The 13,596-nt window shown below is 67.9% G+C and carries 12 protein-coding genes; 9 read left to right on the forward strand and 3 right to left on the reverse strand.

All coding sequences use genetic code 11. The features are described 5' to 3' along the window. Nucleotides 1-270: 270 nt before the first annotated feature. On the forward strand, nucleotides 271-1,494 hold the full coding sequence (locus ABE487_RS00445; RefSeq protein WP_346452013.1) for an NnrS family protein: 1,224 nt from the start codon (nucleotides 271-273) through the stop codon (nucleotides 1,492-1,494). A 94-nt stretch (nucleotides 1,495-1,588) separates the two neighbouring features. Next, nucleotides 1,589-1,984, forward strand: coding sequence for a SirB2 family protein (locus ABE487_RS00450; RefSeq protein WP_346447800.1), 396 nt, complete (start codon nucleotides 1,589-1,591; stop codon nucleotides 1,982-1,984). A 461-nt stretch (nucleotides 1,985-2,445) separates the two neighbouring features. On the opposite strand, the gene nirK is transcribed toward ABE487_RS00450, so the two are convergent. Beyond that, a complete protein-coding gene (gene nirK / locus ABE487_RS00455) occupies nucleotides 2,446-3,615 on the reverse strand; it encodes a copper-containing nitrite reductase (RefSeq protein ID WP_346443501.1) in 1,170 nt (389 codons plus the stop codon). A 472-nt stretch (nucleotides 3,616-4,087) separates the two neighbouring features. Beyond that, nucleotides 4,088-4,543 (reverse strand): azurin, encoded by a 456-nt coding sequence (azu, locus tag ABE487_RS00460; protein WP_346443503.1) that lies wholly within the window; start codon nucleotides 4,541-4,543, stop codon nucleotides 4,088-4,090. Between the two features lie 162 nt (nucleotides 4,544-4,705). On the opposite strand from azu, the gene ABE487_RS00465 reads away from it, so the two are divergent. Next, nucleotides 4,706-5,098, forward strand: a complete 393-nt coding sequence (locus ABE487_RS00465) for a group III truncated hemoglobin (protein ID WP_346450853.1) — start codon at nucleotides 4,706-4,708, stop codon at nucleotides 5,096-5,098. Here the strand turns inward: ABE487_RS00465 and ABE487_RS00470 are convergent. Then, nucleotides 5,077-6,129 (reverse strand): LacI family DNA-binding transcriptional regulator, encoded by a 1,053-nt coding sequence (locus tag ABE487_RS00470; RefSeq protein ID WP_346450854.1) that lies wholly within the window; start codon nucleotides 6,127-6,129, stop codon nucleotides 5,077-5,079. The two genes, ABE487_RS00465 and ABE487_RS00470, sit on opposite strands and share 22 nt — an antisense overlap. Nucleotides 6,130-6,436: 307 nt before the next feature. Between ABE487_RS00470 and thrS the strand changes: the two genes are divergently transcribed. The 6 genes from thrS to pheT all read left to right on the forward strand — a co-directional run bounded on the left by thrS (nucleotide 6,437) and on the right by pheT (nucleotide 13,592). Further along, on the forward strand, nucleotides 6,437-8,344 hold the full coding sequence (thrS, locus tag ABE487_RS00475; RefSeq protein ID WP_346450856.1) for a threonine--tRNA ligase: 1,908 nt from the start codon (nucleotides 6,437-6,439) through the stop codon (nucleotides 8,342-8,344). Between the two features lie 66 nt (nucleotides 8,345-8,410). Beyond that, on the forward strand, nucleotides 8,411-8,956 hold the full coding sequence (infC, locus tag ABE487_RS00480) for a translation initiation factor IF-3 (RefSeq protein WP_241943914.1): 546 nt from the start codon (nucleotides 8,411-8,413) through the stop codon (nucleotides 8,954-8,956). Nucleotides 8,957-9,335: 379 nt separating this feature from the next. After that, on the forward strand, nucleotides 9,336-9,533 hold the full coding sequence (rpmI, locus tag ABE487_RS00485; RefSeq protein WP_047136497.1) for a 50S ribosomal protein L35: 198 nt from the start codon (nucleotides 9,336-9,338) through the stop codon (nucleotides 9,531-9,533). A gap of 13 nt (nucleotides 9,534-9,546) precedes the next feature. After that, nucleotides 9,547-9,906, forward strand: coding sequence for a 50S ribosomal protein L20 (gene rplT / locus ABE487_RS00490; RefSeq protein WP_047136498.1), 360 nt, complete (start codon nucleotides 9,547-9,549; stop codon nucleotides 9,904-9,906). Between the two features lie 167 nt (nucleotides 9,907-10,073). Further along, on the forward strand, nucleotides 10,074-11,084 hold the full coding sequence (gene pheS, locus ABE487_RS00495; protein WP_346443511.1) for a phenylalanine--tRNA ligase subunit alpha: 1,011 nt from the start codon (nucleotides 10,074-10,076) through the stop codon (nucleotides 11,082-11,084). 120 nt (nucleotides 11,085-11,204) lie between these two features. Then, on the forward strand, nucleotides 11,205-13,592 hold the full coding sequence (gene pheT, locus ABE487_RS00500) for a phenylalanine--tRNA ligase subunit beta (protein ID WP_346450857.1): 2,388 nt from the start codon (nucleotides 11,205-11,207) through the stop codon (nucleotides 13,590-13,592). The last annotated feature ends 4 nt before the right edge of the window (nucleotides 13,593-13,596 follow it).

The following is a 13,596-nucleotide window of genomic DNA, read 5'->3' on the forward strand; positions in this document are numbered from 1 at the left end:
CCCCGGCGACGGGATGGTGTCCCCGCTTCGTTGATGTGCACCAACCGCAGGTCGCGGTCGGGCTGCGATGCGGCCCCGGTCCTTCTGTGCGTGCCGGGGTGAGGATGTCCCATCCACGACGCCTGCTGGTTCAGAGCGATCGCGCTGCAGACGCTGGACGCGAGTGCGACCGTGGACCGGAACACCCGACGCGGACGTTCGAGGCGCCGTCGCGCGGTGGGTTGACCCATGTCAACGACGTTCCGGTGGCGCAGGGCCGAAGATGCCCGCATGAAAATACCTGCATTCCGTCTTTCTCCGCAGTGGTTGACCGTGGCGCCGCACCGGCTGATGTTTTTCATCGGTGCGGGCAATCTGCTGCTGGCCATGCTGTGGTGGGCGGCCTGGCTCGTGTCCCAGCGCGGGTCGCTGGGCGCCGCGATGCCGCAGGCCGCGACCTATCCGGGCTGGCTGCATGCGTTCGTGATGCAGTACCAGGTGCTGCCGAGCTTCTTCTTCGGCTTCCTGCTGACCACGTTCCCTCGCTGGATGGGCCTGCGCGAGGTGCCGCGCTGGCAGTACCTGCCGGTCGGCATCGGGCTGATGGGCGGCCAGGGGCTGTTGCTGTGCGCGGCGATGGGGCTGGAGGTCGCGCTGACGATCGGCCTGCTCATGACACTGGCTGGCTGGGGCGCCGGGTTGTGGCTGCTGACGCGGCTGGTGCTGGCCGAGCGCGGTCGCACCTGGCATGCCTGGTCGTGCCTGGCCGCGTTGTGGTTGGGCATGGCCGGGCTGGTGTGCTTCGCCGGGTTCGTTGCGACCGGCTCGCCCTGGCTGGTGTTCGTCAGCATCAAGCTCGGTACCTTCGGCTTGCTGGCGCCTGTATACCTCACCGTCGCGCACCGGATGTTTCCGTTCTTCGCCGGCAATGCCGTGCCTGGTTACGTCGCTTGGCGGCCGATGTGGTGGCTCGGCGCGATGTGGGCACTGCTGGCCGCGCATCTGGCGCTCGAGCTCGTACACGCCTACGCCTGGTTGTGGCTGGTCGATCTGCCGATGCTCGCTCTGGCTCTGTATACCCTGTGGCGCTGGTGGCCGCGGGGCGCTGCGCCTGGGCTGCTGACGACACTGTTCTTCGGGCTGCTGTGGTGGCCGGTGACGTTCGGACTGCATGCCGCGCAGAGCCTGCTGTATCTGCAGACCGGCACGTTCCTGCTCGGTCGTGCGCCGGCCCACGCCTTGTTCATCGGCCTGTTCGGCAGCGTGCTGGTGGCGATGGTGACGCGCGTCACCCAAGGCCATTCCGGGCGCCCGCTGCGCATGACCGGCACCGCGTGGTGGGCGTTCGTTGGCATCCAGGTCGTCGCCGCGCTGCGGATCTCGGCCGAGGTGCTGCCCGACACGATGCTGTGGCTGGCGGTGTCCGCGCTTGGATGGCTGGTCGTGCTCGGTCCGTGGGTCGCCCGTATCGGCGCCATCTATCTGTCGCCGCGCGCCGACGGCAAGCCCGGATGACGGTCGCAGGGGCGTCGGGCATGCTGCTGCTTTCATCGCCGGCCGTGTCGCGACCTTGGCGCGCTGGCCGGCTTCGCGTCGAGGGTCCGTTTCGATGATCGAGTTCTATCCCCAGATCAAGCACGCGCACATGGGGCTGGCGTTGACCAGCGGCGCGCTGTTCGCGCTGCGGGGTGCGGCGCTGCTTGCCGGCATGCGCTGGCCGAAGGCGGCCGTCGTGCGTTACGCCAGCTATACGATCGACACCGCGCTGCTGACCGCAGCGATGATGCTGTTGACCATCCTGCCTGGCGCGCTTTATGCCAACGGCTGGCTGGCGACCAAGCTGGTGCTGATCGTGGTCTACGTCGTGCTGGGCATTCTGGCCTTCGGCGACAAGCGGTCGCGGCGTACGCGCATCGTGCTCTATGTCGTCGCGTTGCTGACGTTCGGGCAGATCTATTGCATCGCCCGTGCGCATCACCCATTGGGGCTCTTCTACCTGCTCTGAGCGTGCGCCGCCACGGGCGAGACAGGAGCGCTCAAAATCGATGCCACGGCGATGGCCTGCGTGTCTTCGACGATACGCAGACGTCGAGGTCGTCGCGCAAGTCGAGCCATGGGTGGATCGCCGCACCGATGCGCGTGCGCTGTGTCACTGCCGCGCGCGCCTGTCGCGACGGTCAGCATGCGGTCGTGCACGCCCGGTGCGCATCGCCGGCAGAGCGCCTTCGGCAATGAATCCCCGGATTCCCGCGCGCTGCGCATGGGGTCGCGAGCCGGCCTCTTGTCTCACCTTCCCGGCGCGCGGGGGAGGGCGGTGCTATCGGCATGGGTGGGCATGCATTCGGGGCGTGTGGCTTCCGGTGTGTCCGGTCGTGCGGCCACGCCGCCGATCCGACGCAGGCCGCAACAAGACAGGCCACCCCTGCAATGCAGAGGTGGCCCAGGGCGCTGGAGAGAGCGCGTGACTTACTTGTCGGCAGGCAGCGCCAGGCTGGTGCTGGCCTTGATCGGGCCGGCCGGGGCCGGCGTGGTCATCAGGTCGTGATTCCACGTGTCGCCGTCGACCTTGATGTGTGCGGCCGCACCGAGCAGGACGGCCTCGATCAGGTTGTGGTTGAGGTACACATACAGGCCCGGCTGACGGAAGGTGTAGAGCGCGGCACCGGCCGAGCCGCCGCGGATGAACCAGGTCTCCAGATCCTTGGCCGGCGCGTTGTTGAACTTGCCTTCTTCCCAGACGTAGTCGCCGTGGCCCCCGATCAGGTGCGGGCGGCTGTCGCGGTTGGCCTGGGAATGCACCAGCAGCACCGTTTCGCCGACTTTGCTGGTCATTGCGTGCTCACCCGTCAGTGCACCGACGGCACCGTTGAACACGATGTGCGAGGGCGTAAGGCTCTTCATCGTGGCCAACGTGTCGGGCAGCGCCTCGGCATGCGAGCCATAGGTCTTGAAGTTGCCGTCGGCATCGCGCGGGACGTAGAAGTCCGTCTCGCCGACGTAGTAGGCGCGGTCGTAGTGCAGCGGCTTGCCGTCACCGTCCTTCAGGCCGTCGCGGGGCAGCACCATTACCGTGCCTTGCATGCCCGAGACCACGTGCCAGGGCGTCATCGGGCCGCCGGGCGCGCAGTGGTAGACGAACGTGCCCGGACGCGTGGCCTTCCAGCGCAGCACCACTTCCTCACCGGGCTGGATGACCGTCAGGTCGCCGCCGCCCAGCGCGCCGGTGGCCGCATGGAAATCGATGTTGTGCACCATCGAGTTGGTGGCGGGGTTGACCAGCGTGAGTTCGACATAATCGCCTTCGTGCACGACCATCAGCGGACCCGGCACCGAGCCGCCGAACGTCATCGCATGCATCGTGGTGCCCTGGCCGTCGATGACGATTTCCTTCTCGACGATTGGCAGCGTGAACTGGATGACCTTGGGGCCGCCCTTGGCCACCTGGTCGTGGTCGTGGACGAACGGCGGGCGCTTGAGTTCGACATGCTGGCGCGGCAGGTTGGCCAGATCCGGCGCATCGCGCAGCGTCGCGTTGACGAGGTCCTTGGCGTCGACCGCCTGGGCCGGACTGGACAGCAGAGGGGAGGCTGCGAGTGCGATCGCGGCGGCGAGCAGGCTGGTCTTCAGGACATTCATCTGGGGTGTCTCCTTTGTTTCCGTTCGCTTGTTATTGGCGTGGAAACACTATGTGTCCTGGGATTATCTGCCGCCTTGATCGGGATCAAGAATATGTGAGCAAATAATCCATTGTTGATTGTTCAAGTCGAATCAATTGATTTCGATCAGGGGTGGTGTTGATTCAAATCAATCGATTTGGAACGCGATGCCGAGAAGTTGATCTTGGCCGGTCTGGCAGCCCAGTGATCGTGCGGTCCAGGTCTTCGAAGTCGCCGTCATCGAAGCGAAACAGCGAAGAAAGACCGGGGTCGAGAAACCGGGGTCAGAGTGCAATTTAGCCGCGCGAAATTGGACGCTGACCCCGGTTCTTGCGGGGGCGCAGCCATGCGAAGTGGTGCCCAGGGCCGCATTGCGGCGGAGACAAAAAAAAGGCGCCACCCGAAGGTGGCGCCTGGTGTCGCGATTCGGGCCAGGGGCCCGGAGTGAGCGGTCAGGGCTGGACGACCAGCTTGCCGCGCATGATCGCCGAGTGGCCCGGGAACGAGCAGAAGTAGGTGTAGTCGCCACCGGCCTTGAGCGCCGAGCCGGGCAGGGTGATCGTGGCCGTCTGGCCGCCACCGATCAGCTTGGTGTGCGCCAGCACGCGCTTGTCGCCGGCCTGGATGTAGTCGGCGGCAGCGCCAGCCTTGATGCCATCGCGGGCGACTGCATCGGCGTCCGGGGTCGCGGTCAGGACCACGTTGTGGCCCATGGCCGTGACCGGCAGGTTGCCGACGTGGGCGAGTTCGATCGTGACCGTGCGGCAGCTCGCCGACACCGTGGCGGTCCTCTGGTCGAACTGCATCTGGTCATTGCCTTTCAGGCTGACCTTGCAGTTCGGGGTGGCGTGGGCCATGCCGGCGGCACCGAGGAGGGCGAGGCCGAGCAGCATCGTACGGGTGTTCATGGAGCGTCTCCGTTGGGGTCTGGTCTTCTTGCGTGGGGCATCTTCCCGCGTTGTCGACCGCCGCGCCTTGATCTGGATCATTCCTGGCCTTCCAGGTCGCGCCACGGGATGATGCGCTTTCCTGCCGTTCATCCCGGGCGCTTACGGCCCGGCGCACCGCTCATGCCCGACAGTTCGATAGCCGCACCCGGTCCTGCCCTGTGCACCGAGGAGGAGGTGGTCCGGCTGGTCCACGTCTTTTACGCACGGGTCCGCGCGGACGCGCGGCTGGGGCCGGTGTTCGAGGCGCATGTCGAGGATTGGCCGGCCCACCTGGCGCTGCTGATCGACTTCTGGTCGGCGATGTTGCGCGGGACGCGCCGGTTCCGCGGGGCGCCGGTCCAGCGGCACATGCGACTGGACGGGCTCGACGAGGCGATGTTTGCGCGCTGGCTGGCGTTGTTCCGCCAGACCACCGCCGAGTTGGGCCATGCGTCGATGCAGCAGTTGGCCGACGAGATGGCCGAGCGGGTCGCCGCGACGTTCCTGGCGCGCTACCGCGACGCACGCGGCTGAGCGGGCGGCGGCGCGCCGGTCGAGCCGCGCAGCACCAGCCGGCCGGGAATCGTCCGGCTTTCGACCGGCGCCCCTTCGATCTGCGCGATCAGCGTGTCGACCAGCAGCGTGCCGGCCTGGCGCGTGTCCTGCTGCACGGTCGACAGCCCCGGGGTCACGAACGCGGCCAGCGGAATGTCGTCGAAGCCGGCGACTGCGACATCGTCGGGCACCCGCAGGCCCTGCTCGTGCAGCGCCTTCATTGCGCCGATCGCGATCAGGTCGCTGCCGGCAAAGATCGCGTCGAACGGCGTGCCGCGGTCGAGCAGGGCGCGGGCGGCCTCGAAGCCGGACTGCTCGCTGGTGACCGCATCGACCTGCAAGGCAGGCCCGGTGGTCAGCCCGGCCTCGGCCAGCGCCGCGGCCAGGCCGCGGTGGCGCTCCTGGAACTCCGGATAGCGCGCGGAGGCATCGCCGAGGAACGCGATGCGCCGGCGCCCCTGCGCGAGCAGGTGCTCGGCCATTGCCCGGCCGCCCTGGAAGTTGTCGCTGCCGATCGACACCCCCGGTTGGCCCGGCAGCGCCGCACCCCAGCGCACGAAGCGGGTGCCCTGTTCGACCAGTTGCTGCAGCCGGTCGCGGGCCTGGAGGTAATCGCCGTAGCCCAGCAGCAGCAGGCCATCGGCTTTGTGGGAGTCCTCGTAATCGGCGTGCCAGTCGCTGGACAGCTGCTGGAACGAGATCAGCAGGTCGTAGCCGCGCAGCGCGCAGGCCCGGGTGATCGCGCCGAGCATCGACAGGAAGAACGGATTGATCGCGTCGTCCGCCGGTTCTTCGAAGAACAGCAACGCCAGTGTGCCGGACTGCTGGCAGCGCAGGTTGGAGGCGTTTTTGTCGACCTTGTAGTTGAGCTCGCGGGCGATCGTGAGGATACGTTCGCGCGTGTCCCGGCTCACCGACGGGTGGCCGCGCAATGCGCGCGAGACGGTCGGCTGGGACACGCCGGCCAGGTGGGCGATATCGAGGGAGGTGGGCTTGCCTTTGATCGTCATCGCACGCGGTTGCGGCGCTGGGGCCGACCGCATGATGCCACGGCCGCCGCGCGCGCAGCGCCGGTCGAGCGTTCTGGGCTAGAATCGGTTACTGGCGTCCCTCCAGCCGACAGGTGGCCCGCGTTTGCGCCGGCCGAGCGTGCGACATGAGCACTACCCCCTTCCAGCACTGATCGTTCCCGCGGGTCCTTGACGGCGCCCTCGCGGCGCTTTTTTTGTGCGCCGCGCATCGCGTCGGGAACGGCGGTCGCCAGTCTGCGATCGGCCCGCTTTCGCCACCACCACCTCTCTCAGACCCTTTACGTCCATGATCACCATCACGCTTCCCGACGGCAGTCGCCGCGAGTTCGAACACCCCGTCACGGTCATGCAGGTCGCTCAGTCGATCGGCCCGGGCCTGGCCAAGGCCACGGTCGCCGGCAAGGTCGACGGCCGTCAGGTCGACGCGTCCGATCTGATCGACCACGACGCCTCGCTGCAGATCCTCACCCCCAAGGACCCGGAGGGCGTGGAGATCATCCGTCACTCCTGTGCGCACTTGGTCGGGCATGCGGTCAAGCAGCTCTACCCCGAGGTCAAGATGGTCATCGGCCCGGTGATCGACGAGGGCTTCTACTACGACGTCTACAGCGAGCGGCCGTTCACGCCCGAGGACCTGGCGGCGATCGAGAAGCGCATGGGCGAGCTGATCGACACCGAGTACGACGTGATCAAGAAGATGACCCCGCGTGCGGAGGTCATCGAGACGTTCCGGGCGCGCGGCGAGGACTACAAGCTGCGGCTGATCGACGACATGGGCCCGGACATCACCGAGATGGGGCTGTACTTCCACCAGGAGTACGTCGACATGTGCCGCGGCCCGCACGTGCCCAACACGCGCTTCCTCAAGGCGTTCAAGCTCACGCGCATCTCCGGTGCGTACTGGCGTGGCGACTCCAAGAACGAGCAGCTCCAGCGCATCTACGGCACCGCCTGGGCCGACGCCAAGCAGCTCAAGGCCTATATCCAGCGCATCGAGGAGGCCGAGAAGCGCGACCACCGTCGCATCGGCAAGGCGCAGGACCTGTTCCACCTGCAGGAAGAAGCGCCGGGCCTGGTGTTCTGGCACCCCAAGGGCTGGGCGCTGTGGCAGGTCGTCGAGCAATACATGCGCCGCGTCTATCGCGACAGCGGCTACGGCGAGGTGCGGTGTCCGCAGATCCTCGATGTCTCGCTGTGGCAGAAGTCCGGCCACTGGGACAACTACAAGGACAACATGTTCTTCACCGAGTCCGAGAAGCGGACCTATGCGGTGAAGCCGATGAACTGTCCCGGCCACGTGCAGGTCTTCAACCAGGGCCTGCACAGCTACCGCGACCTGCCGATCCGCTACGGCGAGTTCGGCTCGTGCCATCGCAACGAACCGTCCGGCGCGCTGCACGGGATCCTGCGCGTGCGCGGCTTCACCCAGGACGACGGCCATGTGTTCTGCACCGAGGCGCAGATCGAGTCGGAGGTGACCGCATTCCATCAGCAGGCGCTGGCGGTCTACGCGCATTTCGGTTTCCAGGACATCCAGATCAAGATCGCGCTGCGGCCCGAGTCGCGGCTCGGCGATGACGCGACCTGGGACAAGGCCGAGGCCGCGCTGCGCAATGCGCTGTCGGCCTGCGGCGTGGCCTGGGAGGAACTGCCGGGCGAGGGCGCGTTCTACGGCCCGAAGATCGAGTACCACCTCAAGGACGCCATCGGCCGGACCTGGCAACTGGGCACGATGCAGGTCGATTTCATGATGCCCGGGCGCCTGGGCGCGGAGTACGTCGATGAGCAGAGCCAGCGCCGCACCCCGGTCATGCTGCACCGGGCAATCGTCGGTTCGATGGAGCGTTTCATCGGCATCCTGATCGAGCACCATGCCGGGCAGTTCCCCGCCTGGCTGGCCCCGGTGCAGGCGGTGGTGATGAACATCACCGACGCCCAGGCCGACTTCGTCGAGGCGGTGCGGAAATCCCTTGCGAATCAAGGTGTCCGGGTCGAGGCGGATTTGCGGAACGAGAAAATCGGCTATAAGATCCGCGAGCACACGCTGCAGCGGGTGCCGTATCTGCTCGTGGTCGGGGACCGCGAGAAGGAAAACGGCGCAATCGCGGTTCGGACGCGGTCCGGGGAAGATCTGGGCACAATGCCGGTCGGCGATTTCGTTTCGCGCCTCCGCGCGGAGCCGGTGTCAGCATGAGTTCTTCACCGGCGCGGCGCCATCATCGGCCGCGCCGGTCGCCCCGTTGGTTGACGAGCCGGCGGCATGTTCCATTTCGGAGATTGCAGTATTAGCACCCCTGACAAGCAGAATCGGCGTAACCAGGATATCCGCGTACCCCGTGTGCGCGTGATCGGTTCGGACGGAGAAATGATCGGCGTGCTCTCGCGCGACGATGCATTGCGCGCCGCCGAGGAGGAGGGGCTCGACCTCGTCGAGATCCAGCCCAATGCGGACCCGCCGGTCTGCAAGATCATGGACTTCGGCAAGTTCAAGTTCGAAGCCCAGAAGAAGGCCAACGAGGCCAAGAAGAAGACCAAGCAGGTCGAGATCAAGGAACTGAAGTTCCGGCCGGTCACCGACGAGGGCGACTACCAGATCAAGCTGCGCAAGATGCGGGGCTTCCTGGAAGAAGGCGACAAGATCAAGGTCAACATCCGCTTCCGTGGCCGCGAGATGAGCCACCAGGAGCTGGGCCGCGAGATGGCGGCGCGGATCGAGGCCGACCTGGGCGAGGACATCGTCATCGAGTCGCGGCCGCGCCTGGAGGGCCGGCAGATGGTGATGATGATCGCGCCGAAGAAGCGCTGACCGGTCGCGCTCTCGGGCGCGACGCAGGATCCGGCTTGCCTGTCCCGGCCACGGGGCAGGCTCCGAAAGAGGCGCCGCAAGGCGCCTTTTTTGCGTCCCTGGAACGCCACCGCCTGGCCGCTCGGCCTCTGGGCGATCTCATGTCCGTGGCCCAGGCGCACGCGGGCGCCTGCTGCAGCAAGGCCAAGCCGATGATTTGCAAGCCAAAGCGGCGCGCGGCATAATGCGCGGCTCCCGGCCTGTCCGGGTGGTTTGAGCGGTATCAGGACCGGCCGGAATCCCGCGGGGATCGAGGCCTGAACACCGGCATGGGCATGGATGGAAAGCGTGGCGAAGGCCACCGCCCGGTCAGTACTCGTATCCCACAAGGACTCTCGCAATGCCCAAGATCAAGACGCACCGGGGCGCTTCCAAGCGTTTCCGGAAGACGGCTTCCGGCAAGTACAAGGCCGGCCACGCCAATCGCAGCCACATCCTCACCAAGAAGGCGACCAAGCGGAAGCGCAATCTCCGCCAGACGAACCACATTCCGGCGTGCGACAGCGGTCGTCTCGACCGCATGCTGCCGTATCTCTGAGGAGGACTGAACCATGGCACGAGTCAAGCGTGGCGTCCAAGCGCGTCGCCGTCACAAGAAGGTCCTCGGCCGCGCGAAGGGCTACTACAACGCCCGTCGCAAGGTCTTCCGCGTCGCCAAGCAGGCCGTCATCAAGGCCGGCCAGTACGCCTACATCGGTCGCAAGCAGAAGAAGCGCGACTACCGTTCGCTGTGGATCACGCGCATCAACGCGGCGGCCCGTCTGAACGGCATCAGCTACAGCCGCTTCATGAACGGCCTGCTCAAGGCCGGCATCACGCTGGACCGCAAGGTCCTGGCCGATATCGCAGTGCACGATGCCACCGGCTTTACCGCGCTCGCCGAGAAGGCGAAGGGCGCGCTGGCGGCCTAAAGGCCGTCGTCTCCACCGTAAAGCGGTACTGCCGCCGGATCCGTCCGGCGGCCACGTGGGGAAGGGCGCAAGTCCTTCCCCATCGTTTTTTGCGGCATCCGAACGTGCGCCGCCCCGGTTCCGGGCGTCTGCGCGACGCGGACCTTTCATCACTGACGGGCCTGTAGATGAGCGAAATCGAATCCCTGTCGAGCCAGGCGCTGGCCGACATCGACGCGGCGGCCACGCCCGAGGCGCTCGAAGCGCTGCGGGTGTCGCTGCTGGGCAAGAGCGGCAGCATCACCGCCCAGCTCAAGGCGCTCGGCGCGCTGCCCGGCGACCAGCGCAAGGCCGCTGGCGAGGCGATCAACCGCGCGCGCGATGCGATCGGCGCGGCGCTGGCCCGGCGCAAGACCGCGCTCGAGGACGCCGCGCTCGATGCGCGCCTGGCCTCGCAGACGATCGACGTGACCCTGCCCGGACGCGACGCCGGTCGCGGCGGCGTGCATCCGATCAGCCGCACCCTCGAGCGCATCGCCGACATCTTCGGCCGGCTGGGCTACGAACTGGCCGACGGTCCGGAGATCGAGGACGATTGGCACAACTTCGAGGCGCTGAACTTCCCGCCGCACCATCCGGCGCGCGCGATGCACGACACGTTCTACTTCGCGCCTGACGCGGCCGGCGTCGCGCGCCTGCTGCGCACGCACACCTCCGGCGTGCAGGTGCGCTACATGGGCGAGCACCGCCCGCCGCTGCGGATGATCGCCGCCGGCAAGGTCTATCGCTCCGATAGCGACCAGACCCACTCGCCGATGTTCCATCAGGTCGAAGGCCTGCTGGTCGACGAGCACGCGACGTTCGCCGACCTCAAGGGCACGCTCAGCGAATTCGTGCGCGCCTTCTTCGAGCGCGATTTCGAAATGCGCTTCCGCCCCAGTTACTTCCCGTTCGTCGAGCCCGGCGCCGAGGTCGACATCGCCTGGCAGCAGGCCGACGGCAGCACCCGCTGGCTGGAGGTGCTGGGCTGCGGCATGGTCCACCCCAATGTGCTCAAGGCCGTCGGCATCGACCCCGAGCGCTATACCGGGTTCGCGTTCGGGATGGGCGTGGAGCGCTTCGCCATGCTGCGCTACGGCGTCGACGACCTGCGCGCGTTCTTCGAAAACGACGTGCGGTTTCTCAGGCAGTTCGCCTGAGGGCCGGGATCGGCGATGCGTGATCCGTGATCGACACAGACGGATCACGCACGCCGCGCCATCGGGCCACGCCACCTTTTCGAATCACGACTCACTTATGACGAATCACGGAATTTCAGCATGAAATTTTCCGAAAGCTGGCTTCGCCAGCACGTGCGCACCGAGGCATCGCGCGAGGATCTGGCCGCGACGCTGACCGCGATCGGCCTGGAGGTCGAGGACATCGTGCCCTTGGGCGGCGCGCTCGAGGGCGTGGTCGTGGCGCGCATCGTCTCGGCCGACAAGCACCCCGAAGCCGACCGGCTGCAGGTGTGCCAGGTCGACGTCGGCGGCGCGGCGCCGCTGCAGATCGTCTGCGGTGCGCCGAATGCGCGCCCGGGCCTGGTTGCGCCGCTGGCGACGATCGGCACGCGTGTAGGCGAACTGACGATCCAGGCGGCGAAGCTGCGCGGCGTCGCGTCCAACGGCATGCTGTGCTCGGCCAAGGAACTGGGGCTCGATGCGGATGCCTCGGGGCTGCTCGAACTGCCTGACGACGCGCCGGTCGGCCGTCCGCTGGCCGACTATCTCGGCCTGCCGGACGCCACGATCGAGCTCAAACTGACCCCCAACCGCGCCGACTGCTTCAGCGTGCGCGGCATCGCGTTCGACGTCGCCGCCGCCTTCGGCAGCCAGGTCGCGCCGTTGCAGGCGCCGCCCGTGGACATCGCATCGGACGCCGCGTTGCCGGTGACCCTCGATGCCGGCAGCGACGCGCCACGGTACCTGGGCCGGGTGATCGAGGGCGTCGACGCGACGCGTCCGACCCCGGTGTGGATGGCCGAGCGATTGCGCCGCAGCGGCATCCGCCCGGTCAGCTTCCTCGTCGACGTCACCCAGTACGTGATGCTCGAACTCGGCCAGCCGATGCACGCCTTCGACCGCGACCTGCTGGCCGGTCCGGTCGGCGTGCGCCGTGCGCGCCAGGGCGAGACGCTCAAGCTCCTCGACGGCCGCGACGCGACGCTCGACCCGCAGTTTCTGGCGATCACCGACAACGACCGCGTCGTCGCGCTCGCCGGCCTGATGGGCGGCTTCGATACGCGGGTGACCGATGCCACGCGCAACGTGTTCCTGGAATCGGCGCACTTCGCCCCCGACGCGATCATCGGTCGCAGCCGACGCCTGGGCCTGCACACCGATGCCGCGCATCGCTTCGAACGCGGTGTGGACCCCGAGCTGCCGCGCACCGCACTCGAGTACGCGACGCGGCTGATCCTGGATGTCGCCGGTGGCCGGGCGGGCCCGGTGACGGCCGCCGAGCTCGATGCGCATCTCGCGCAGCCGCGCACGATCGCGCTGCGCCGCGCACGGCTGGCGCGCGTGCTCGGGCTGACCGTCGACGACGCCGAGGTCGAGCGCATCCTGCGCGCGCTCGGGCTGGCGGTCGTCCCCGATGCCGAGGGCTGGCAGGTCACTGCGCCGACGCGGCGCTTCGACCTGGCGATCGAGGAGGACCTGATCGAAGAGGTCGTGCGCATCCACGGCTACGACCGCGTGCCCACGACGTTGCCCGGCGGCGCGACGCGCATCGCCGCCCCCAGCGAGACCCGGGTCGCCGAGGCCGAACTGCGTCGCCAACTGGTGGCCCGTGACTGCCTGGAGACGGTCAATTTCGCCTTCGTCGACGCCGCACTGCTTGCGGCCTGGCAGGCCGACGACGGCGCCGTGCCGCTGGCCAACCCGCTCAGCGCGGAACTGGGCGTCATGCGGACCGCGCTGCTGCCGGGGCTGGTCGCGACGCTGGCGCGCAACCTCGCCCGCCAGCAGACGCGCGTGCGGCTGTTCGAACTCGGCAAGGTGTTCGAAAGCGCGGATCGGGCATCGGGAACGGCGGGCGCGCCGGTGGAGACGCTCCGGGTCGCAGCGGCCGTGGCCGGCGATGCGCAGGCCGAGCAGTGGGGCCAACCGGCGCGGCCGGTCGATTACTTCGACCTCAAGGGCGACCTCGAGGCGCTGGCCACGGTCGCGGGTGCGCACCTGACGTTCAGGCGCTCGAACGCGGCGCATGGCCACCCCGGCCGCTCGGCGGACGTGCTGCGCGATGGCGTGCAGGTCGGTTGGATCGGCGAGCTGCATCCGCGCCTGCTGCGCGCGCTGGATATCGACGTGTCGGTCGTGGCGTTCGAGCTCGATGCCGCGGCGCTGCAGGCCCGCGCGCTGCCGCGTGTGGCGCCGCTCTCGCGCTTTCCGTCGGTGCGTCGCGACCTGGCGATCGTCGCCCCCGACGCCGTCGACTGGGCCGCGCTGGAGGCCACCGCACGCGCGGCCGCCGGTCCGCTGCTGACCGGGATCCGGCTGTTCGACCGCTATGCCGGGCAGGGCGTCGAATCGGGTTTCAGGAGTCTCGCCATGGGCTTGATTCTGCAGGAAACTTCACGCACTCTGACCGATCGCGATGTCGAAACAGTGGTCGCGAACGTGGTCGAAGCGCTGGCGCGCGACCACGGCGCGAAGATCCGAGGCTGAGGTG

This window comes from Luteimonas sp. TWI596 (genome assembly GCF_039674105.1).
Taxonomy (GTDB): domain Bacteria; phylum Pseudomonadota; class Gammaproteobacteria; order Xanthomonadales; family Xanthomonadaceae; genus Luteimonas.

Coding starts and splice junctions, on each gene's coding strand:
- ABE487_RS00470 (WP_346450854.1), bottom strand. CDS start 6,129: ATGACGATCAAAGGCAAGCCCACCTCCCTCGATATCGCCCACCTGGCC.
- ABE487_RS00465 (WP_346450853.1), top strand. CDS start 4,706: ATGCCCGACAGTTCGATAGCCGCACCCGGTCCTGCCCTGTGCACCGAG.
- nirK (WP_346443501.1), bottom strand. CDS start 3,615: ATGAATGTCCTGAAGACCAGCCTGCTCGCCGCCGCGATCGCACTCGCA.
- ABE487_RS00445 (WP_346452013.1), top strand. CDS start 271: ATGAAAATACCTGCATTCCGTCTTTCTCCGCAGTGGTTGACCGTGGCG.
- azu (WP_346443503.1), bottom strand. CDS start 4,543: ATGAACACCCGTACGATGCTGCTCGGCCTCGCCCTCCTCGGTGCCGCC.
- pheT (WP_346450857.1), top strand. CDS start 11,205: ATGAAATTTTCCGAAAGCTGGCTTCGCCAGCACGTGCGCACCGAGGCA.
- pheS (WP_346443511.1), top strand. CDS start 10,074: ATGAGCGAAATCGAATCCCTGTCGAGCCAGGCGCTGGCCGACATCGAC.
- thrS (WP_346450856.1), top strand. CDS start 6,437: ATGATCACCATCACGCTTCCCGACGGCAGTCGCCGCGAGTTCGAACAC.
- infC (WP_241943914.1), top strand. CDS start 8,411: ATGTTCCATTTCGGAGATTGCAGTATTAGCACCCCTGACAAGCAGAAT.
- rplT (WP_047136498.1), top strand. CDS start 9,547: ATGGCACGAGTCAAGCGTGGCGTCCAAGCGCGTCGCCGTCACAAGAAG.
- ABE487_RS00450 (WP_346447800.1), top strand. CDS start 1,589: ATGATCGAGTTCTATCCCCAGATCAAGCACGCGCACATGGGGCTGGCG.
- rpmI (WP_047136497.1), top strand. CDS start 9,336: ATGCCCAAGATCAAGACGCACCGGGGCGCTTCCAAGCGTTTCCGGAAG.